The sequence below is a fragment of the Streptomyces sp. NPDC048191 genome (assembly GCF_040652655.1).
Classification (GTDB): Bacteria; Actinomycetota; Actinomycetes; order Streptomycetales; family Streptomycetaceae; genus Streptomyces.
In genome coordinates, this window is sequence record NZ_JBEZMO010000008.1 from 255,918 (window position 1) to 277,066 (window position 21,149).

At 69.8% G+C, this 21,149-nt stretch carries 18 protein-coding genes and 2 pseudogenes; 15 read left to right on the forward strand and 5 right to left on the reverse strand.

Features of this window, described 5'->3' with window-relative positions; genetic code table 11:
* Positions 1-85 precede the first annotated feature (85 nt).
* The 3 genes from AB0D93_RS16645 (at position 86) to AB0D93_RS16655 (ending at position 4,993) form a co-directional block, all read left to right on the forward strand.
* Positions 86-1,741 carry a PucR family transcriptional regulator gene (locus AB0D93_RS16645; protein ID WP_362119749.1) on the forward strand — a complete coding sequence of 552 codons (1,656 nt, stop codon included), beginning with the start codon at positions 86-88 and terminating at the stop codon, positions 1,739-1,741.
* 175 nt (positions 1,742-1,916) lie between these two features.
* Positions 1,917-3,362: an aldehyde dehydrogenase family protein gene (locus AB0D93_RS16650; protein ID WP_362119751.1), complete on the forward strand. Its 1,446-nt coding sequence runs from the start codon at positions 1,917-1,919 to the stop codon at positions 3,360-3,362.
* A gap of 263 nt (positions 3,363-3,625) precedes the next feature.
* Positions 3,626-4,993 (forward strand): S53 family peptidase, encoded by a 1,368-nt coding sequence (locus tag AB0D93_RS16655; RefSeq protein ID WP_362119753.1) that lies wholly within the window; start codon positions 3,626-3,628, stop codon positions 4,991-4,993.
* A gap of 157 nt (positions 4,994-5,150) precedes the next feature.
* Here AB0D93_RS16655 and AB0D93_RS16660 read toward each other — a convergent pair.
* Both AB0D93_RS16660 and AB0D93_RS16665 read right to left on the reverse strand, forming a co-directional pair.
* Positions 5,151-5,395: pseudogene (locus tag AB0D93_RS16660) on the reverse strand (family 31 glucosidase); the annotation flags it as partial.
* A 51-nt stretch (positions 5,396-5,446) separates the two neighbouring features.
* Entirely contained in the window at positions 5,447-6,379 is a 933-nt protein-coding gene (locus AB0D93_RS16665) for a LacI family DNA-binding transcriptional regulator (protein ID WP_362119756.1), read from the reverse strand.
* 145 nt (positions 6,380-6,524) lie between these two features.
* Between AB0D93_RS16665 and AB0D93_RS16670 the strand changes: the two genes are divergently transcribed.
* A complete protein-coding gene (locus tag AB0D93_RS16670; protein WP_362119758.1) occupies positions 6,525-8,462 on the forward strand; it encodes an acyl-CoA dehydrogenase family protein in 1,938 nt (645 codons plus the stop codon).
* A gap of 39 nt (positions 8,463-8,501) precedes the next feature.
* On the opposite strand, the gene AB0D93_RS16675 is transcribed toward AB0D93_RS16670, so the two are convergent.
* Positions 8,502-8,969: a hypothetical protein gene (locus tag AB0D93_RS16675; protein ID WP_362119761.1), complete on the reverse strand. Its 468-nt coding sequence runs from the start codon at positions 8,967-8,969 to the stop codon at positions 8,502-8,504.
* A gap of 260 nt (positions 8,970-9,229) precedes the next feature.
* Here AB0D93_RS16675 and dxr point away from each other — a divergent pair, with 260 nt between their 5' ends.
* From dxr to ispG, 3 genes are all read left to right on the forward strand, one after another.
* Positions 9,230-10,501 (forward strand): 1-deoxy-D-xylulose-5-phosphate reductoisomerase, encoded by a 1,272-nt coding sequence (dxr, locus tag AB0D93_RS16680; protein ID WP_362119763.1) that lies wholly within the window; start codon positions 9,230-9,232, stop codon positions 10,499-10,501.
* Entirely contained in the window at positions 10,498-11,802 is a 1,305-nt protein-coding gene (locus tag AB0D93_RS16685) for a site-2 protease family protein (protein WP_362119765.1), read from the forward strand. The genes dxr and AB0D93_RS16685 overlap by 4 nt, the downstream gene beginning before the upstream one ends.
* A 170-nt stretch (positions 11,803-11,972) precedes the next feature.
* Positions 11,973-13,130 (forward strand): flavodoxin-dependent (E)-4-hydroxy-3-methylbut-2-enyl-diphosphate synthase, encoded by a 1,158-nt coding sequence (gene ispG / locus AB0D93_RS16690; protein WP_362119767.1) that lies wholly within the window; start codon positions 11,973-11,975, stop codon positions 13,128-13,130.
* 24 nt (positions 13,131-13,154) lie between these two features.
* Here the strand turns inward: ispG and AB0D93_RS16695 are convergent, their stop codons facing one another.
* The gene (locus AB0D93_RS16695) at positions 13,155-13,574 is read right to left on the reverse strand and encodes an ATP-binding protein (protein WP_362119769.1); all 420 of its coding nucleotides are present in this window, start codon (positions 13,572-13,574) and stop codon (positions 13,155-13,157) included.
* A 136-nt stretch (positions 13,575-13,710) separates the two neighbouring features.
* Between AB0D93_RS16695 and AB0D93_RS16700 the strand changes: the two genes are divergently transcribed.
* The 8 genes and pseudogenes from AB0D93_RS16700 to AB0D93_RS16735 all read left to right on the forward strand — a co-directional run bounded on the left by AB0D93_RS16700 (position 13,711) and on the right by AB0D93_RS16735 (position 19,880).
* A complete protein-coding gene (locus AB0D93_RS16700; protein WP_362119771.1) occupies positions 13,711-14,562 on the forward strand; it encodes a helix-turn-helix transcriptional regulator in 852 nt (283 codons plus the stop codon).
* The gene (locus tag AB0D93_RS16705) at positions 14,559-14,756 is read left to right on the forward strand and encodes a DUF397 domain-containing protein (RefSeq protein ID WP_362119773.1); all 198 of its coding nucleotides are present in this window, start codon (positions 14,559-14,561) and stop codon (positions 14,754-14,756) included. Before AB0D93_RS16700 ends, AB0D93_RS16705 begins: the two co-directional genes overlap by 4 nt.
* 104 nt (positions 14,757-14,860) lie before the next feature.
* A complete protein-coding gene (locus tag AB0D93_RS16710; protein WP_362119775.1) occupies positions 14,861-15,238 on the forward strand; it encodes a hypothetical protein in 378 nt (125 codons plus the stop codon).
* Between the two features lie 199 nt (positions 15,239-15,437).
* Positions 15,438-17,549, forward strand: a pseudogene (locus tag AB0D93_RS16715) (RHS repeat-associated core domain-containing protein); the annotation flags it as partial.
* Between the two features lie 59 nt (positions 17,550-17,608).
* Positions 17,609-18,025, forward strand: a complete 417-nt coding sequence (locus AB0D93_RS16720) for a hypothetical protein (RefSeq protein ID WP_362119777.1) — start codon at positions 17,609-17,611, stop codon at positions 18,023-18,025.
* A 197-nt stretch (positions 18,026-18,222) separates the two neighbouring features.
* A complete protein-coding gene (locus tag AB0D93_RS16725; protein WP_362119779.1) occupies positions 18,223-18,546 on the forward strand; it encodes a hypothetical protein in 324 nt (107 codons plus the stop codon).
* Positions 18,547-18,651: 105 nt separating this feature from the next.
* Positions 18,652-18,990 (forward strand): barstar family protein, encoded by a 339-nt coding sequence (locus tag AB0D93_RS16730; protein ID WP_362119781.1) that lies wholly within the window; start codon positions 18,652-18,654, stop codon positions 18,988-18,990.
* A gap of 41 nt (positions 18,991-19,031) precedes the next feature.
* Entirely contained in the window at positions 19,032-19,880 is an 849-nt protein-coding gene (locus tag AB0D93_RS16735) for a GNAT family N-acetyltransferase (RefSeq protein WP_362119784.1), read from the forward strand.
* A gap of 7 nt (positions 19,881-19,887) precedes the next feature.
* Here AB0D93_RS16735 and AB0D93_RS16740 read toward each other — a convergent pair whose 3' ends face one another.
* Positions 19,888-20,931, reverse strand: coding sequence for a questin oxidase family protein (locus AB0D93_RS16740; RefSeq protein WP_362119786.1), 1,044 nt, complete (start codon positions 20,929-20,931; stop codon positions 19,888-19,890).
* Positions 20,932-21,149 lie beyond the last annotated feature (218 nt).

The following is a 21,149-nucleotide window of genomic DNA, read 5'->3' on the forward strand; positions in this document are numbered from 1 at the left end:
GGTGAGGCAGAATCGGTGGAGGTCGTTCATACGCTTCGGCCAAAAGATCACGTGATCGCCTCATCTCCCTCACCGTGAAGGCCCCATGCCCCCGACCCTCGCCTCGCTCGTCCACCACTCCGCGCTCAAACTGACCGTCCGCGCGGGCGAGGACCGCCTCGACGTACCCGTCCGCTGGGCCCACGTCAGCGAGCTGGCCGACCCCGTGCCGTACATGGAGGGCGGCGAGCTGCTGCTGATCACCGCGCTCAAGCTGGACGCGGAGGATCCCGAGGCCATGCGGCGGTACGTGAAGCGGCTGGTCGGTGCGGGCGTCGTCGGGCTCGGCTTCGCCGTGGGGGTCAACTACGAGGAGATCCCCACGGCCCTCGTCGACGCCGCGCGGGAAGAGGGGCTGCCGCTGCTCGAAGTGCCCCGCCGCACCCCCTTCCTCGCGATCAGCAAGGCCGTGTCCGCCGCCATCGCCGCCGACCAGTACCGGGCGGTCACCGCTGGGTTCGCCGCGCAGCGGGAGCTGACCAAGCAGACGCTGAACGCCGGCCCCGAGGGGCTCCTCGGCGCGCTCGCCGGGCAGGTCGACGGGTGGGCCGCGCTGTACGACGCCTCGGGCGCCGTCGTCGCCGCCGCGCCCGAGTGGGCCGGTCGGCGCGCCGCCCGGCTGACCGCCGAGGTGGAGCGGCTGCGGGAGCGGGCGGCGCCCGCATCGTCCGTCGTCGGCGGGCCCGACCACGAGGACCGGGTGGAACTGCACTCCCTGGGCACGGGGCGGCGGCCGCGCGCCGCGCTCGCCGTCGGCACGGCCGCGGCCCTCGGCACCGCCGAGCGCTACGCCGTGCACTCCGCCATCGCCCTGCTCACCCTCACCACCGAACGTTCCCGCTCCCTGCACGCGGCCGAACAGCGCGTGGGCACGGCGGTGCTGCGCATGCTGCTCGCCGGTGAGCCCGACCACGCCCGGGCCGTCGCCGGGGACCTGTACGGCGGGCTGCTCGACGCGCCGTTCCGGATGATCGTCGCCGAGTCCGTGTCCGGTTCGGCCGCGCGGGCGCACGCCGATGCCCACGGCCACGTGCGGGCGCCGGGTGCCGGTGCCGCCGCGCTCGCCGCCGACGTCGGCGGCGATCCCCTGGGCGGGCTCGCCGAGAGCGTGGAGGCCGCCGCCGCCCGTTCCGGGGAGGCCGTGCTGGTCGTGCCCGAGGGGGAGCGGCTGGTGGTGCTCGCCGCCGACGGGGGCGCGGCGGTGGAGGCCTGCACGAGGTACGCGGCGGCGCTGGAGGCGGCGCGTGCGGTGCCCGAGCAGGCCGGCGGCGACGAGGACGAGCTGGTCGTCGGGCTGTCCGCGCCGACCGGCCCGATCGCCGCCGCGGCGGCCTACAAGCAGGCCGAACAGGCGCTGTCGGTGGCCCGGCGGCGGGGGCGGGTGCTGGTGGAGCACGAGCAGCTGGCGGCGGGGTCCGTACTGCCGTTGCTGGCCGACGACGCGGTGAAGGCGTTCGCCGACGGGCTGCTGCGGGCGTTGCACGAGCACGACGCGACGGGGCGGGGGGATCTGGTCGCCTCGCTGCGGGCGTGGCTGTCGCGGCACGGGCAGTGGGACGCGGCCGCGGCGGACCTGGGGGTGCACCGGCACACGCTGCGGTACCGGATGCGGCGGGTGGAGGAGATCCTGGGGCGGTCGCTGGACGATCCCGACGTGCGCATGGAGCTGTGGCTCGCCCTGAAGGCGACCAGCGCCGAGTAGGCCGCCCGGGCGGTGTGAGCCGAGCGGTGCGGACCGAGCAGCCCGTGCGAGTAGTCCAAACAGTAGTGCCCGGTCCGGCTACTGCTACGACTCGGACAAGCGACCCCCGGCCACCCCCGCCCTACCGTGGACCACGAAAGCCAAGCACACCTCCAACGCGGAAGGGCCGGGACACATGACTTCCACCCACGCCTTCTGGCTCGCCGGCCGCCAGGTCACCGGCGAGGACACCTTCGACGTCACCTCCCCGTGGGACGGCCGGCTCGTCGGCAAGGTCAGCGTGCCGTCCGACGCCCAGGTCGAGGAGGCCGTGGCCGCCGCGTACGCCGTGCGGGACGAGTTCGCCGCCACCCCGGCGCACGTGCGTGCCGCCGCCCTGGACCACGTCAGCAAGCGCCTGGTCGAGCGCACCGAGGAGATCGCCCAGCTGATCTCCGCCGAGAACGGCAAGCCGATCAAGTGGGCCCGAGGGGAGGTCGGGCGCGCCGTCTCCGTGTTCCGGTTCGCCGCCGAGGAGGCCCGCCGGTTCAACGGCGGCGAGGCCCAGCGGCTCGACACCGACGCCGGCGGCCAGGGCCGGCTGGCACTGACCCGCCGCTTCCCGAAGGGCGTCGTGCTCGGCATCGCGCCGTTCAACTTCCCGCTGAACCTGTGCGCCCACAAGATCGCCCCGGCCATCGCCGCCGGTGCGCCCATCATCCTGAAGCCCGCCCCGGCCACCCCGCTCTCGGGCCTGATCATCGGTGACCTGCTCGCCGAGACCGACCTGCCGGCCGGTTCCTGGTCGATCCTCCCGGTCAGCAACGACCGCATGCCCGCCCTCGTCCAGGACGAGCGCCTGCCGGTCATCTCCTTCACGGGTTCCGAGAAGGTCGGCTACGCGATCATGGACTCGGTGCCGCGCAAGCACTGCACGCTGGAACTGGGCGGCAACGGCGCGGCCGTGGTCCTCGGCGACTACGCCTCCGACGCCGACCTGGACTGGGCCGCGACCCGCATCGCGACCTTCTCCAACTACCAGGGCGGCCAGTCCTGCATCTCCGTGCAGCGCGTGATCGCCGACGCCTCCGTCTACGACCGCCTGCTGCCGCGCATCGTCGCCGCCGTCGAGGCCCAGGTCACCGGCGACCCGTCCGACGCCAAGACGGACGTCGGCCCGCTGGTCAGCGAGGACGCCGCCAAGCGCGTGGAGTCCTGGGTGAAGGAGGCGGTCGAGGCCGGCGCCACGCTGCTCACCGGCGGCGACCGCGACGGCGCCTCCTACGCGCCGACCGTCCTCACCGACGTACCGGCCGACACGACGATCTCCTGCGAGGAGGTCTTCGGCCCGGTCCTGACCGTGCGGAAGGTGGACGGCGAGGCCGAGGCCTTCGCCGCCGTGAACGACTCCAAGTACGGCCTCCAGGCAGGTGTGTTCACCCACGACCTGCAGGTCGCCTTCCGCGCCCACCGCGCCCTCGAGGTCGGCGGCGTGGTGATCGGTGACGTTCCGTCCTACCGCGCCGACCAGATGCCGTACGGCGGCGCCAAGCAGTCCGGTGTGGGCCGTGAGGGCGTCAAGTTCGCGATGGACGACTACACATACGAGCGCGTGCTGGTCCTGACCGGCCTCGCGCTCTGACCTGCCACGGACAGGTCGGAACCGGAAACGGCCGCAGCCCACTGTGCGGGGGCTGCGGCCGTCTCTCTGTGAGGGGACCGAGGGATAACCCTCTGTGCGTGCGGCCGTTTTCTCCTCCCTGGTAAAGGATTCGGCATCGGCTGTTCAAGAGTGTCGCCCTACGCCTTGTTCTGTCCATGACTCTCCAGATGGGATGCGCCTGACCAGTTCGTCCGGTCCGGGTCCACCCGTTCCGGACGTGTCAGGACCATTCAGGGGACCACATGCACATAGCCCGAACCGGGCGCGGCCTCGCGGCCTCCGCCGCCACCGCCGCACTCGTCGCCGCAGGACTGGCGACCATCTCCTCGGCCGGCGCCACCACCGACGCGCCCGCCGGCGTGCCACACACCTTCGCGCAGCCGGCCATCGCGGGGCACACCCTCGTCCGCGACGTGCCCAGCCCCCTGCCCATCGCGCAGTGCCAGGCCAAGTGGCACATCAACTGCTACAGCCCGCTGCAGTACCGCACCGCGTACAACCTGAACCCGCTGTACAAGAAGGGCGTCACGGGCAAGGGCCGCACGATCGTCATCGTCGACTCGTTCGGTTCCCCGACCGTCCAGCACGACCTGGACGTCTACAGCAAGCAGTTCGGGCTGCGCAGCACCAAGGTCAACGTGGTCAAGTGGGGCCACGTCCCGAAGTTCGACCCGAAGAACTCCGACATGACCGGCTGGGCCGGCGAGACCACGCTGGACGTCGAGATGGCCCACGCCGTCGCGCCGGACGCGAAGATCGTGCTGGTGGAGACGGCGGTCGCGGAGACCGAGGGCACCACCGGTCTGCCGGAGATGATGTCCGCGGAGAAGTACCTGATCGACCACGGTGTCGGCGATGTCATCAGCCAGAGCTTCGGCGCCACCGAGAACACGTTCCCGGGCTTCGACAAGGGCGACCTCTCCAGCATCAAGAAGCTGCGGTACGCCTTCCAGGACGCGCAGCGCAAGCACGTGACCGTCCTCGCCTCCTCGGGCGACGGCGGTGCCACCGACATGAAGGCCGACGGCAAGACGTACTACAAGAAGCGCGTCAACTCCTGGCCGTCCTCCGACCCGTTGGTCACCTCCATCGGCGGCACCCAGCTCCACCTGAACGACAAGGGCGAGCGCGTCAAGCCGGACAGCGTCTACAACGACTACGGCGCGGGCGGCGGCGGCCAGTCCCATGTGTTCACCCGCCCGGCCTTCCAGGACGGTGTGAAGAACGTCGTCGGCACCCGCCGCGGCACCCCGGACATCTCGATGGCCGCCGCGGTCAACGGCGGTGCCTGGGTGTACTCCAGCTACGACCCGACGGCCACCGGCTGGGACGTCTCCGGCGGCACCAGCGAGGCCAGCCCGCTCTTCTCGGGCATCGTCGCCCTCGCCGACCAGGCGGCCGGCCACCGTGTGGGCGACATCAACGCGGCCCTCTACACCCTTCTGAAGCAGAAGAACCCGGGCGTCGTCGACGTCAACGACGGCACGGACAACAGCTACGAAGGCGTCAAGGGCTACAAGGCCGTGAACGGCTACGACATGGCCACGGGCGTGGGCACGCTGGACGCCCTGCGCTTCGTGCCGGCCCTCGCCAAGGCGAGCCGCGGCTGACGCTCCCACGGTCCGGCGACCGCGGTCGCCGGTCACCTGCGAACGGCCCGGGTCCCCGACCCGGGCCGTTTCGCGTGGCCGTACGGGAGAAGGAACCCGGCACCGCTGCCATCCGGTGCCGGCCCCCTTCCCGTCGCCGGTTTCCGCGGACCCTCAACCGGAGAAACCGACGCCCTCGGCGCTCACCTCCACGGTCAGCGCGCCGACCGTCAGCCGCGCCTCCCCGTCACCGATCTCGACCGTGGCGTCCCGCGCGGGCGGGGAGTCGGGGAGCGCGCCCGGCAGGCCGGGCAGCACGGGTCCGCCGAGCCGGGCGCGCCCCCGGACCGCGGCCGGACCCCACGGCTCGATCCACACGGTCTCCTGGCGGCCGCTCCACTCCAGCGCCCCGTCCCGCTCACGGACAAAGCAGGCAGAGGCGTGCCCCGGGTGCCCGGAGCACGGGAAGGTGCGTCAGGAGGCGGCCGGTGCCGGGCCCGAACTCGCCCGTGCCGTCAGCCCGGGCGTGAGCAGCACGACCTCGTCGCTGCCCCGCCCGTCCAGCTTGGCCACCAGACGCTCGACCGCGTGCCGGCCCATCTCCTGTGCCGGGATGGCGACCGAGGTCAGCCGCACCGAGGCCTGGACGGCGACCTGGTCCGGGCAGATCGCGACCATGGACACGTCCTCCGGCACGGCCCGGCCCTGCTGGCGCAGCAGCGCGAGCAGTGGCTCCACCGCCGACTCGTTCTGCACCACGAACCCGGTCGTCGCCGGGCGCTCGTCGAAGACCCGGGCCAGGGTGAGGGCCATCGCGTCGTACCCGCCCTCGCACGGCCGGTGCAGCACCCGGACGCCCGACTCGCGGGCCCGGGAGCGCAGCCCGTCCAGGGTGCGCTCGGCGAAGCCGGTGTGCCGCTCGTAGACGGCGGGGGCCTCACCTATGACAGCGATGTCACGGTGACCGAGTCCCGCCAGATGCTCCACGCACAGCGCGCCCGTCGCACTCCAGTCCAGGTCCACACAGGTCAGGCCTGTGGTGTCGGCCGGCAGGCCGATCAGCACGGAGGGCTGGCCGGTCGCCCGCAGCAGCGGCAGCCGCTCGTTCTCCAGCTCGACGTCCATCAGGATCATGGCGTCGGCGAGCCCGCTGCCGGTCACCCGGCGCACCGCGTCGGGCCCCTCCTCTCCGGTGAGCAGCAGGACGTCGTAGCCGTGCGTACGGTCCGTGGTGGCCACCGCGATGGCAATCTCCATCATCACCGGCACGTACATGTCGGTGCGCAGCGGGACCATCAGCGCGATGATGTTCGACCGCTTGCCGGCCAGGGCCCGGGCGCCGGCGTTCGGGTGGTAGCCCAGTTCCCGGATGCTCTGTGGCGGAGGCCGCCCGGCAGCAGTACACACCCGCGAGCCCCCGCTTCGGCCACCTTTCCACCGTTCGGCGCGCGAGGGGTGGTGGGGTCGGCCCGTTTCGGGTACCAACGATCCAGTAGCACTGGTCGGTAACGAACGGTCCGCAATCATCCCTCTTCGCGGCGAGGTGAGCCTCATGTCCGCCCCCACCAAGTCACGCACCACCGTCACCGAGCGCGAGGCGCGCCAGGTGGCGGAGGCCGCCCGGCAGCAGGACTGGCACAAGCCCAGCTTCGCCAAGGAGCTGTTCCTAGGGCGCTTCCGGCTCGACCTCATCCACCCCCACCCGCTCCCGGACCCCGAGAGCGTGCAGCGCGGTGAGGAGTTCCTCGCCAAACTGCGCGCGTTCTGCGAGTCCACGATCGACCCGGCCCGCATCGAACGCGAGGCCCGCATCCCCGACGAGGTCGTCGCCGGCCTGAAGGAACTCGGCGCCCTCGGCATGAAGATCGACCCCAAGTACGGCGGCCTCGGCCTCACCCAGCTCTACTACAACAAGGCCCTCGCCCTGGTCGGCTCAGCGAGCCCCGCGGTCGGCGCCCTGCTCTCCGCCCACCAGTCGATCGGCGTACCCCAGCCGCTGAAGCTCTTCGGCACCCAGGAGCAGAAGGACGCCTTCCTGCCCCGCTGCGCCCGCACCGACATCTCCGCTTTCCTGCTCACCGAACCGGACGTGGGCTCCGACCCGGCCCGCCTCGCCACCACGGCCGTACCCGAGGGGGACGAGTACGTCCTCGACGGGGTGAAACTGTGGACCACCAACGGGGTGGTCGCCGACCTGCTGGTCGTCATGGCGCGGGTGCCGAAGTCCGAGGGGCACAAGGGCGGCATCACCGCGTTCGTCGTGGAGGCGACCTCGGAGGGCGTCACCGTCGAGAACCGCAACGCCTTCATGGGCCTGCGCGGCATCGAGAACGGCGTCACCCGCTTCCACCAGGTCCGGGTCCCGGCCGCCAACCGGATCGGCCCCGAGGGCGCGGGCCTGAAGATCGCGCTGACGACGTTGAACACCGGCCGGCTGTCCCTGCCCGCGATGTGCGCGGGCGCCGGCAAGTGGTGCCTGAAGATCGCCCGCGAATGGTCGGCCGAGCGGGAGCAGTGGGGCAAGCCGGTGGCGCTGCACGAGGCCGTCGGCTCCAAGATCAGCTTCATCGCGGCCACCACCTTCGCCCTGGAGGCCGTCCTCGACCTCTCCTCGCAGATGGCCGACGAGGACCGCAACGACATCCGCATCGAGGCCGCGCTGGCCAAGCTCTACGGCTCCGAGATGTCCTGGAAGATGGCCGACGAACTGGTCCAGATCCGCGGTGGACGCGGGTACGAGACCGCCGAGTCGCTGAAGGCGCGCGGCGAGCGCGGGGTCCCCGCCGAGCAGATCCTGCGCGACCTGCGCATCAACCGCATCTTCGAGGGTTCGACGGAGATCATGCACTTGCTGATCGCGCGCGAGGCCGTCGACGCCCACCTCTCCGTGGCCGGCGACCTCATCGACCCCGACAAGTCCCTGTCCGACAAGGCGAAGGCGGGTGCCAACGCGGGCGTCTTCTACGCCAAGTGGCTGCCCAAACTGGTCGCCGGGCCGGGGCAACTCCCCACGGCCTACGGCCAGTTCAAGCACGGTGTCGATCTGTCCGTCCATCTGCGCTATGTCGAGCGCACCGCCCGCAAGCTGGCCCGCTCCACCTTCTACGCCATGTCCCGCTGGCAGGGCCGGATGGAGACCAAGCAGGGCTTCCTGGGCCGGATCGTGGACATCGGCGCCGAGCTGTTCGCGATGAGCGCGGCCTGCGTCCGTGCCGAACTGCTGCGCGGCCGGGACGAACACGGCCGCGAGGCCTACCAGCTGGCCGACGCCTTCTGCCGGCAGGCTCGCATCCGGGTCGAGGAACTCTTCGACCGCCTGTGGACCAACACCGACGAACTGGACCGCAAGGTGGTCAAGCAGGTCCTCGGCGGCGCCTACACCTGGCTGGAGGAAGGTGTCGTCGACCCGTCCGGCGACGGCCCGTGGATCGCCGACGCGACCCCCGGACCGTCCGCACGGGAGAACGAGCGCCGCCCCTTCGGGGACTGAGCCGCCCCTCCCACCTGCCGACCGGGCGCCCGGGGCCGGTCAGTTGCCCCAGGTGCCCTGGTCCACGGCGCAGTTCCAGCCCGAGCCGTGCAGGGTGAACTTCACCTTGTAGGAGTGGGTGTTGAGCAGATGCGTCTGCACCTTCACCCCGAGGCTCGCCTTCTTGTTGAGGGTCCCCGCGTACACGGTCACCGTCTTCGACGTCTTGTGGGTGATCTTGCCACCCGTGGCCCTGGCCGAGCCGAAGCGGATGTTCTTGACGTCCGTGACGGTGAAGCTGACCTTCTTGAAGGACGTGGTCGTGCTCTTGTTCTTGATGCCGAAGTACAGGCCTCCGTTGGTCACCCAGCCGTGCGAGTCGATGTAGAAGCGGCTCGGGTAGACCAGGTTGAGCGGGCAACCGGCGCGCTGCGGCGCCGAGGTGGCGGCGAACGCGCCGGTGGCCAGGCCGAGCTGAGCGGCGGTCAGGACCCCTGCCGTCGCCAGGACGGCCGCAGTCGTACGCATACGGGTCATGGTGGTGACTCCTCCCCCTTGTCGCGCCCTCCTTGACGGGCGCCTACGGAAGGATGCCATCACCCGGCCCGGGAAGCCCGCGATTTCGTCGACGTCAGCCGTCCGAGTGGACGCGACCACGTCTTGATCACGCATTCTTTACTCGTACTTCACATTTGGACAACCACACCATCCAGTGACGAACCCCCGCGGCGCACCCGCCCGGGGGACGCCCTGTCCGGCCGGTCGCCGGTTGCGGCAACAATGGGGGGATGACCGACAGCCCCGCCCATCCGGCACCCCTCGCCGACCCGCACCTCGTCTACGACCCCCTCGCGGGCGACGGCCCCAAGGACGTGGTGATCCTCGGCTCCACCGGATCGATCGGCACCCAGGCCATCGACCTCGTGCTGCGCCACCCCGACCGCTTCCGGGTCAGCGCCCTGTCCGCGAACGGCGGCCGGGTCGCCCTCCTCGCCGAGCAGGCGCACCGGCTGCGGGTGCGGACCGTCGCGGTCGCCCGCGAGGACGCCGTACCCGCCCTGCGCGAGGCGCTCGCCGCCGCGTACGGCCCCGGGGAGCCGCTGCCCGAGATCCTCGCCGGACCGGAGGCGGCCACCCGCGTCGCCGCCTCCGAATGCCACACCGTGCTGAACGGCATCACCGGCTCCATCGGCCTCGCCCCCACCCTCGCCGCCCTGGAGGCCGGCCACACCCTGGCGCTCGCCAACAAGGAGTCGCTCATCGTCGGCGGGCCACTGGTCAAGGCCCTCGCCAAGCCGGGCCAGATCATCCCGGTCGACTCCGAGCACGCCGCCCTCTTCCAGGCCCTCGCCTCCGGCACCCGCGCCGACGTCCGCAAGCTGGTCGTCACCGCCTCCGGCGGCCCCTTCCGCGGCCGTACCAAGGCCGAGCTGGCGAACGTCACCGTCGAGGACGCCCTCGCCCACCCCACCTGGGCCATGGGCCCCGTGATCACGATCAACTCCGCGACCCTCGTCAACAAGGGCCTGGAGGTGATCGAGGCACACCTCCTCTACGACATTCCCTTCGACCGCATTGAGGTGGTCGTGCATCCCCAGTCGTATGTCCACTCGATGGTCGAGTTCACCGACGGATCCACGATCGCCCAGGCGACGCCCCCCGACATGCGCGGGCCCATCGCCATCGGTCTGGGCTGGCCCGAACGCGTCCCGGACGCGGCGCCCGCCTTCGACTGGAGCAAGGCCTCCACGTGGGAGTTCTTCCCGCTGGACAACGAGGCCTTCCCCTCGGTGAACCTCGCCCGGCACGTGGGGCAGCTCGCGGGGACCGCCCCGGCGGTGTTCAATGCGGCCAACGAGGAGTGCGTCGAGGCCTTCCGCAGCGGCGCGCTGCCCTTCAACGGGATCATGGAGACCGTCACCCGGGTCGTCGAGGAGCACGGCACCCCGGTCACGGGAACTTCACTCACGGTGTCGGACGTCCTCGAAGCGGAGGCCTGGGCCCGCGCCCGGGCCCGCGAACTCACAGCCACGACGGCGACCGCGGAGGCGCGTGCATGACGACCTTGATGTTCATCCTCGGCATAGTGGTCTTCGCGGTGGGCCTGCTCGTCTCGATCGCGTGGCACGAGCTGGGGCACCTGTCCACGGCCAAGCTCTTCGGCATCCGCGTCCCGCAGTACATGGTCGGCTTCGGCCCGACCGTCTGGTCGCGGAAGAAGGGTGAGACCGAGTACGGAGTCAAGGCCGTGCCGCTCGGCGGCTACATCCGCATGATCGGGATGTTCCCGCCCGACGACGAGGGCCGCGTCTCCGCCCGCTCGACCTCCCCGTGGCGCGGCATGATCGAGGACGCCCGCTCGGCGGCCTTCGAGGAACTGCAGCCCGGTGACGAGACGCGCATGTTCTACACGCGCAAGCCGTGGAAGCGCGTCATCGTCATGTTCGCGGGCCCGTTCATGAACCTCATCCTCGCCGTCGCCCTGTTCTTCACCGTCCTCATGGGCTTCGGCATCCAGCAGCAGACCACCACGGTCGCCTCGGTCTCGCCCTGCGTCATCGCAGAGAGCGAGCACCGCGACAGCTGCAAGAAGTCCGACCCGGCGTCCCCGGCCGAGGCCGCCGGCATGCAGAAGCGCGACAAGATCGTCTCCTTCGCCGGCCGGCCGACCGGCGACTGGAACACCCTCTCGGACCTGATCCGGGACAGCGCGGGCAAGACCGTCCCGATCGTCGTCGAGCGCGACGGCAGGCAGGTCACCCTGCACGCCACCATCGCCACCAACCTGGTCGCCAAGAAGGACTCCAGCGGCCAGTACGTCGAGGGCAAGTACGTCAAGGCCGGCTTCCTCGGCTTCAGCTCCGCCACCGGCGTCGTGCACCAGGACTTCGGCCAGTCCGTGACCTGGATGACCGACCGGGTGGGCGACGCGGTCGACTCCCTCGCCGCCCTGCCCGCCAAGATCCCGGCGCTGTGGGACTCGGCCTTCGGCAACGCCCCGCGCCAGCCGGACTCCCCGATCGGCATCGTCGGTGCCGCCCGCATAACAGGTGACATCGCCACCCTCGACATCCCCGCCTCCCAGCAGGTGGCGATGTTCGTGATGCTGCTCGCCGGCTTCAACCTCTCCCTGTTCCTGTTCAACATGCTCCCGCTGCTCCCGCTCGACGGCGGGCACATCGCGGGCGCCCTGTGGGAGGCCCTGCGGCGCAACGTGGCACGGGTGCTGCGCCGCCCGGACCCCGGCCCGTTCGACGTGGCGAAGCTGATGCCGGTGGCTTACGTGGTGGCGGGGATCTTCGTGTGCTTCACGGTGCTCGTCCTGATCGCGGATGTCGTTAACCCGGTCAAGATCAGCTAGCCATACGCTGTTCACGGCGGCCCGGAACCTCGTGCTCCGGGCCGCCTTCCATCGAGTGGGTTTGCCGGGTGGGATGTGCTCAGGCCAAGGCTCGTACCGTAATCTCGAAGCCTGGAGCCCGCCGGCCCGCGGGACCGGACCTTGATCCACGACTTGGGGTTGCACAGCAGATGACTGCGATTTCTCTCGGCATGCCGTCCGTTCCGACCAAGCTCGCCGAGCGCCGGAAGAGCCGGCAGATCCAGGTCGGAAGCGTGGCGGTCGGCGGAGACGCGCCCGTCTCGGTCCAGTCGATGACCACGACCCGTACGTCCGACATCGGCGCCACGCTCCAGCAGATCGCCGAGCTGACCGCGTCCGGCTGCCAGATCGTCCGAGTGGCCTGCCCCACCCAGGACGACGCCGACGCCCTGGCGACCATCGCGAAGAAGTCCCAGATCCCGGTCATCGCCGACATCCACTTCCAGCCCAAGTACGTCTTCGCCGCCATCGAGGCCGGCTGTGCCGCGGTCCGCGTCAACCCCGGCAACATCAAGCAGTTCGACGACAAGGTCAAGGAGATCGCCAAGGCCGCCAAGGACCACGGCACTCCGATCCGCATCGGGGTCAACGCCGGCTCCCTGGACAAGCGCCTGCTCCAGAAGTACGGCAAGGCGACCCCGGAGGCCCTGGTCGAGTCGGCCCTGTGGGAGGCGTCCCTCTTCGAGGAGCACGACTTCCGGGACATCAAGATCTCCGTCAAGCACAACGACCCGGTCGTCATGATCGAGGCCTACCGCCAGCTCGCCGAGCAGTGTGAGTACCCGCTGCACCTGGGCGTGACGGAGGCCGGTCCCGCCTTCCAGGGCACGATCAAGTCGGCGGTGGCCTTCGGCGCGCTCCTGTCCCAGGGCATCGGTGACACGATCCGCGTGTCCCTCTCGGCTCCCCCCGTCGAGGAGGTCAAGGTCGGCCTCCAGATCCTGCAGTCGCTCGGCCTGCGCCAGCGCGGCCTGGAGATCGTCTCCTGCCCGTCCTGCGGCCGCGCCCAGGTCGACGTCTACAAGCTGGCCGAGGAGGTCACGGCGGGCCTGACCGGCATGGAGGTCCCGCTGCGCGTGGCCGTCATGGGCTGCGTGGTGAACGGCCCGGGCGAGGCCCGTGAGGCCGACCTCGGCGTCGCCTCCGGCAACGGCAAGGGCCAGATCTTCGTCAAGGGCGAGGTCATCAAGACCGTCCCCGAGTCCAAGATCGTCGAGACCCTCATCGAGGAGGCCATGAAGCTGGCCGAGAAGATGCAGGACGAGGGCGTGGAGTCGGGCGAGCCGTCGGTGTCGGTGGCCGGCTGACCTTTTGATCTTTCCGGAGTCCCGTCACCGCTGGGTGGCGGGACTCAGCCGTACCTCCGCCCACACGCACTTGCCGGGCTGCCGCGGCACGACCCCCCACTTGTCGGCGAGCGCCTCGACCAGCAGCAGCCCCCGGCCCCCCTCGTCGGTCGCGACCCGCAGCTCGGGCAGCCGCTCGGTGCGGGTGTCGGAGACCTCCAGGCGCAGGGTGCCGGACGACTCGGTGAGCCGGAGGCGGAAGTCCCGCCCGGGTACATGCCCGTGCCGTACGGCGTTCACGGCGAGCTCGGCGGCGATCAGCGTGACGGCTTCGTTCACAGGGCCGTCGTAAAGATGCCCCCACTCGTGCAGCCGGAGCGAGACGAGCCGCCGGGCGAGGCGGGCGCCGCGCGGGGTGGAGGTGAAGCGCATGGCGAATTCACGGGTGGAGATTTCCGACTTCATGTCGCTTACGCTCGCGCACGCTCAGTAACGTTGAACAGCTGCTGCACCTTGACCATCGCGGGTTGTACGAGCGTGGGGTGCCGCTGTACATGGGCGCGCCGTGACCGGCGGTGGCGCGAGGACATTGGGGGTGTACGTGAGCGAAGAAGCGCAGGTGGACCAGGAAGTATCGGAATCGGAGGAGTCCGAGCTGGGATCGGGCGTTCCGCTCATCTTCGGGCGGCTGTTGAAGCGGCTACGGACACAAGCGGGGATGGAACGCGCCGAACTCGGCTCCCGTACCGGCTACTCGGCGGCAACCATCGCATCGTTCGAGCAGGGCAGGCGCATTCCGTCGGCGAGGTTCATCAGGCAGGCCGACGAGGTCCTGAGCGCGCAGGGGGCGCTGGTGGACTTCGTCGAGGACATGGAGAAGGCCCAGTATCCGGCGTTCTTCCGGGATGCGGCGAAGCTGGAGAGGGAGGCGGTCGCGTGGCATGTGTACGACACGCTCGTGGTCAATGGCCTTTTGCAGACGGAGGACTACGCACGGGCTGTGTTCACCATGCGGCGCCCCCCGTTGGACGACGCGACGATCGAGCAGCGCGTGACGGCGAGGCTGGTCCGGCAGGAGATCTTCGGCCGCAAGCCGCTACCCACCATCAGCTTTGTGATGCAGGAGGGCGTTCTGCGTATGTGCCTGGGCGGATTGGCCGTCTGGCGTGGCCAGTTGGAGCAGATTCTGCTGATCGGTGAGCGGCCCAATGTCGAGATCCAGGTGATGCCGGACGCCCGCGAGGAACACGCGGCACTCTCTGGTCCGTTCACCTTGATCGAGACGGAGAAAGGGCGCAGGATCGCCTACACGGAGGTGCACAGGTACAGCCGCCTCTTCACTGATCGTCGGACGGTCAGAGAGCTGGAGGACCAGTACGGGCTCCTCCGCGCGCAGGCGTTGAGCCCGCGTGAGTCGATGGCCCTTGTAGAGAAGTTGCTGGGGGAGTCATGAACGTCGAAGAGTTGTCGGACCTGACGTGGTTCAAGAGCAGCTACAGCAGTGGCGAGGGCGGCCAATGCGTTGAGGTCGCCGTCACCCTCACCACCATCCACGTCCGCGACTCCAAGCAGAACCCCATCACCGCCCCCGCCCTCGCGCTGCCCCCCGCCGCCTGGCAGGCGTTCCTCAGCCTGGCGCGATCCTGAACGGATCTTTACCGTCCCTTTGGTGCCGATCCCGATTGCGAACTCGTCTTCCCTGCTAAGGGCTTCGGGCCGGTTAGCAGTCTGACGGGGAGGGGCGCGGCGCCATGGGTGACCAGGGCGGCAGCGGTGGCGACGGCAAGATACTCGACATCAAGATGGCCGATCTGAAGAAGACGGCTCCGGATTTCCACACGCACAGCACTGACCTGACCAAGGCGCTCACCAAGCTCAAGGCGGCGCTCGCTGCGGCCGGTTCGCCGTGGGGCGACGACAAGCAGGGCAAGGAGTTCCACAAGGCGTACGGGCCGAATGTGGGGAAGATCGAGCACGCCGCGTCCATCCTCGCGCAGGGCCTGGCCAGCATCGAGGAGGCCATGACCGACATGGCGGACGGCCACATCGACAACGAGCAGCTCGTCCGCTCGATGTTCAGCCGGATCCATGTGCAGGGCCACGGCCAGGGCGGGGGTCAGGCCAAGTGAGCGCGGCCGACAAGGCGAAGCAGATCGTCCAGGACATGACCGGCATGTGGTGGCCGGACGCCGACGAGGACGGTCTCCGGGCGGCGGCCAAGGCCTGGCGGGCCTTCGCGGACGACATCGAGGACGTGCTGTCCGCAGCGAACAAGTCGGCCCGCGGCATCATCGAGGACAACAAGGGCGAGGCGATCTCCGCCTTCGACTGGAAGGCCACTTGGCCCGCCGCACGGCCCCCGACGGCACGACGGAGAGCTGGACGTACGACGGCGAGGGCAACTGCACCAGCCACACCGACCCCGTCGGCGGCGTCACCCGCTTCGAGTACACCCACTTCGACCTCCTGTCGGCCCGCACGGGTCCGGACGGCGTCCGCTACGCGTTCACCCACGACACCGAGCTGAACCTGACGAAGGTGACGAATCCGCAGGGTCTGACCTGGGAGTACGCCTACGACCCCGTTGGCCGCCTGCTGTCGGAGAAGGACTTCGACGACCGCACGCTGACGTACGAGCACGACGCGGCAGGCCGCCTGACCTCACGCCGGAACGCCCTCGGCGAGGTGACGTCGTTCGAACGTGACGCCCTGGGGCGTATCACCGCGAAGAACGCTGCAGGCGCCGTCACCACGTACGCCTACGACTTCACCGACCAGTTGGCCCAGGCCACGGGACCGGACGGCACGGCCCTGACGCTGCTGCGCGACCGCTATGGCCGCCTGCACTCCGAAACGGTCAACGGCCGGACGCTGATGTATGCCTACGACTCCTTGGGCCGGCTCACGGGCCGCACCACACCCACAGGTGCCGTAACCACGTGGTCGTACGACGCAGCGGGCCGCCGCACGGGCATGGTGGCATCGGGCCGCACGATCGACTTCGGCTACGACGAGGCTGGCCGCGAACTGACCCGTCGCATAGCCGGAACGATCACTCTGGAGCACACCTTCGACTCCCTGGGCCGCCTGACCACCCAGTCGGTGACCGGCGCACAGGGCCGCAGGCTGCAAAGCCGGGCATACACTTATCGCGCCGACGGCCATCTGACCGCCATGGACGACCACCTGTCCGGCACCCGCCGCTTCGAACTGGACGCGACAGGCCGGGTGACGGCGGTGCACGCGGCGAACTGGACGGAGCGCTACGCCTACGACGAGGCGGGCAACCAGACAGAAGCCGGCTGGCCGGCGAACCACCCGAGCGCAGAGGCAACGGGCCCCCGCACCTACACGGGCACCCGCATCACCCGAGCCGGCAACGTCCGCTACGAACACGACGCCCTCGGCCGCATCACCCTTCGACAGAAGACCCGCCTGTCGAGGAAGCCGGACACCTGGCGCTACGAGTGGGACACCGAGGACCGCCTGACCTCGGTGGTAACCCCCGACGGCACCCGCTGGCGCTACACCTACGACCCCCTGGGCCGCCGCACGGCAAAACTCCGCCTAGCGGAAGACGGCGAAACGGTCCTGGAGCGGGTGGACTTCACCTGGGACGGCACCACTCTCTGCGAGCAGACGACAACCTCTTCGGCCATCCCCAAGCCGGTCACCCTCACCTGGGACCACGCAGGCCTACGCCCCCTCGCTCAAACTGAACGCATCACCGCGGCCGACGCCCCGCAGGACGAGATCGACTCCCGCTTCTTCGCGATCGTCACCGACCTGCTCGGCACCCCCAGCGAACTCATAGACGAACAGGGCGACATCGCCTGGCGCACCCGCAGCACTCTCTGGGGCACCACGGCATGGGCGGCCGACAGCGTCACCTACACACCCCTACGCTTTCCAGGCCAGTACTACGACCCCGAGACAGGCCTGCACTACAACTACTTCCGCCACTACGATCCCGAAGTCGCCCGGTATCTCACCCCCGACCCCCTCGGTCTCGCACCGGCGCCCAATCCCTCGACGTACGTCGACAATCCACACACCTGGTGTGACCCGCTGGGCCTGGCTCCGGAGTACGACAAGAAGCCGAAGCGACCACCGGAGATAACTGTCGGAAAGGATCCCGACGGCAAGATACCTTTCGACAGCTTCGAGCAGGCAAGAAACAAGGCTCTCGACATCATTGGGGAAATTGACCCGCATACGAGGCAGCCCTACATAAGCAGACTGGAGAACTCTGCAGCACACGGCGAGGTTGTGGGATTCGAAACGCGGGTCAACGGTGAATGGAAGCAATTCCGCATCGACTATGACCCCGCCAAGGGGCCGCACATCAATGTGGCCATTGGAAAGGGTGAGGCTCGCTATGCAGTGCGGTGGAACGGAACAGAAGCGGACATGCTTCGAATCCCGAAGAGGAACACATAGTGAGTAACCGTCACCCTTACGGAAGTGGCAGGGCTCGACTCGATGATCTCCTGAGAGGTATGGAGCCCGAAGAGCGGCAGAATCTGCTGATCCTGGAAAAAAGGGAAAGCGATTCTTTCGAGGCGGGCAGCCTGAATAGGTTTCCGCACTCTGCCTGGGAGGGCATCGACTGGGAGGTGGCCGATTTCCTGGACCAGGAGTACACCTCTGGAGAACGCGAGGCGGCCGAGTTGATGCGCGACTGGCTGACGCGCGTCACCTCACCGACATCCCTCTTGGTTGTTTTCTGGGGCAACGCCGTGGTTCCGACCGTCGCGCTGCCTGTAGAAGAGGCGAAGAGGCATGCTGAGGAAATCTTGTACACCAGTGCGGATGTATGGCTATTTTCCGTTGACGACCATATCTTGATCGAATACACCCACGATGGACGCCTCACAATGGCCGAGGTCAAGCGTGGCGACATTCACGATCGGTGACGCCCTGTCACCGTTGCCGAGTACGCGGACACCGGTACGAGGTCGTCAGCCGGCTGATCGAGGACTACGAGTCCTGATGTAGGAGCCACCGTCAGAGTTCCCGTGTGATTCGCCTTCGAGAACTGACGGTTGACGAAGGCGGACAGGGCTGCCGAGCTCGATACACCAGGAGGTGTTCAACAAGAAGGGGCTGAGCATTGGCACCTACGACCCAGATCTCAACTACCTCAAGAAGTGACACGTTCTCCATTCGGGTCGTCTCCGTCCCATCGCCCGTCGAAGCCGAGGCCGGCGTCGGTGCGGTCGGCCGCATTACGGTGCGGGACTTCGGAGAGAATTTTCCGATGGATCTGACCTGCTGGGATGTGGAACTCGCAGAGCTCTTCGATGGTATTTTTATGCTCCTTGAGGATTACGAAGTCGAGCCAGACCTAAGAGAGCCTGGAGACTTGTCCGCTTCAGAGCTTTTCGCGGCGGCTCGCGAAGTCTGGGACACCTTCCGCCGTTCGGGGGCGGAATGATCTGGTGGCCACAGAGCGACGCGGGAATCCGAATCCGCCCGGCCGGGTCACCCGAGCCCCCTGGCCCACGCCCTGCCCCCCACCGGCCTGATCTACTCGGCCCGGATGCAGGGCCAGGAGATGCGCGACGCCGACCGAGTGTTCGCCCAGTTCCATGAGGCACTGCGCCTCCCGGACTACTTCGGCTGGAACTGGGACGCCCTCCGCGACTGCCTGCACGACCTGCACTGGCTCGGCGCCCCGCACGTTCTCATCACCGTCGATGATGCCGATGACGTGCTCGCGGACGCCCCGGACGAGCGCGGGATCCTCCTGCGGGCCCTGGAGGACGCCGTCGCCCACTGGGCGGGGAAAGCGGAGCTGCCGGGGCAGGAGAAGCCCAGCCTGGGCGTCGTACTGCTGGGCCGTTCTCACCCAGAAGCGCTCCACAATCGCTCGGGGTAAAGTGCCGAGACCAGCAGAACCCCCAGGGTGAGGCCCCGCACGTGTTGACCCAGACCACCTCACGAGTGCTCGAACCGAGTGACCTTGACGCCGCGCTCGCCGTCCTCCGCCGCGAGCCGGTCGCGAACGCCTTCGTGACCTCCCGGGTGCAGGTCGCCGGCCTGGACCCGTGGCGGCTCGGTGGCGAGATGTGGGGCTGGTACGAGGACGGCATGCTCACGTCCCTCTGCTACGCGGGCGCCAACCTGGTCCCCGTCTGCGCCACCCCGCGTGCCGTGCGCGCCTTCGCCGACCGGGCGCGGAGGGCCGGCCGCCGCTGCTCCTCCATCGTCGGCCCCGCCGAGTCCACCGCCGCGCTGTGGCGCCTGCTGGAACCCCACTGGGGCCCCGCCCGCGAGGTCCGCGCCCACCAGCCCCTGATGGTCACCGACCGCATGCCCGCCGACATCGCCCCGGACCCGTACGTCCGTCGCGTCCGCAAGGACGAGATGGAGACGATCATGCCGGCGTGCGTGGCGATGTTCACCGAGGAGGTCGGCGTATCGCCGCTGGCCGGCGACGGCGGCCTGCTGTACCAGGCCCGCGTCGCCGAACTCGTCGGCGCCGGCCGGTCCTTCGCCCGCATGGACGAGCACGGCAAGGTCGTCTTCAAGGCCGAGATCGGCGCGGCGACCAGCCAGGCCTGCCAGATCCAGGGCGTCTGGGTGGCCCCCGAGTACCGGGGGAGAGGCCTGGCGGCTCCGGGGATGGCGGCCGTCCTGCGCCATGCCCTCGCGGACGTGGCCCCGGTCGTGAGTCTCTACGTGAACGACTTCAACACCGCGGCGCGAAGGTCGTACCTGCGCGTCGGTTTCCGGGAGGTCGGCGCGTTCATGAGCGTGTTGTTCTAGGACCCTGCTAGACGCTCAACTCCTCGACCAGAGCGGCCGCGCGGACCACCGCCGCGAGCGTCTCGGGGCGGCCCGTGCGCGCATGCACGTCCAGGCAGGTGTCCGCGAGCTTGATGACGTGCGCGTCCCCGTGCCGGGCGGCCAGCTCGAACACCTCCTGCGCCGACTCGGGGGCGGCGGGCAGAGCGTCATCCCGGGCGGGCTCCGCGGGCGTGTAGGCCGCCGTCACCGCCGCGCTCGCCGCCCAGGCCGCGTGGAGGCTGTCGACCCAGAGGGCGCGGGGCAGCGCGGGGAGGGTGCGCAGGACGGCCATGGGCGCGGTCGCCGCGTGCACCAGCATCACGGGGGAGCCGTGTGCGTTCGGGAGGTAGTGCAGCGCCGCCGCCGTGGTCACCTCGGCCAGCAGCTCGCGGGCCTGCCCGGCGTCGCCGGCCGGGCGCAGGGCGGCCAGTGCTGGGGACCAGCCGCTGAGGCCGGAGAGCTGGCCGAGCCGGTGGTTGATGCCGGCGCTCTGGTCGGGGACCCGGGGCACACCGGCCAGGGCGGCGGCGGGCCCGGAGGTGCCCGACGGGACGGTGAGCGGGACCGGCTGCCAGCGCGCCGCCCAGTAGCCGAGGGCGTGGCCGAGCTCGGCAGTGCGGGGCGCGTCCTCCTGGTCCAGCAGGGCGTGGACGGCGTGGCCGGTGCGGATCACCCCGTGGGTGGCGCCGGCCGCGATGCCGGGCAGCAGCCGCGGCCACCACGTCTCCAGTACGTCCCGCCAGGGGCGCTCCCCGAGCTCCCGCGCGAAGAACGCGAGCCAGTCGCCGAGCCGGCCGGGGTCCCCGAGCGCGGCGCGCCAGTCGTCCCCGGTCACGGGAGACAGACCGCGCGGCAGTTCGTCGAGCCGGTCCATGTAGCGGTCCAGCCAGCGGTGGACACGGCGTGCGTGTCCGTGCCGGACCATCGCCTCCACGGCCATCGGGCCGTGATTGCTCAGCCATCCTTCGAACTCCGGCCCGGTGCGGTGGAGTCGGTCGTAGGCCTCGTCGAGTGTGCCGTCGGCGTCCATGACAAGAGACGTTAGGCGAGCGCCGGGGGCGGGCTCATCGGCCGCGGGGCCGAGCCGTGTCCGTTCGCCGGACCTAGGACCGTGGTCGGACCGGCCCACCCTGGCCGCTCCCGCTCGTCCGGCTGCGGTTGCTCATGCTCGCCCCGGCCGTGGTTGGTCCCGGTCGTCCGGCTGCGGTTGCTCATGCTCGCCCCGGCCGTGGTTGGTCCCGGTCGTCC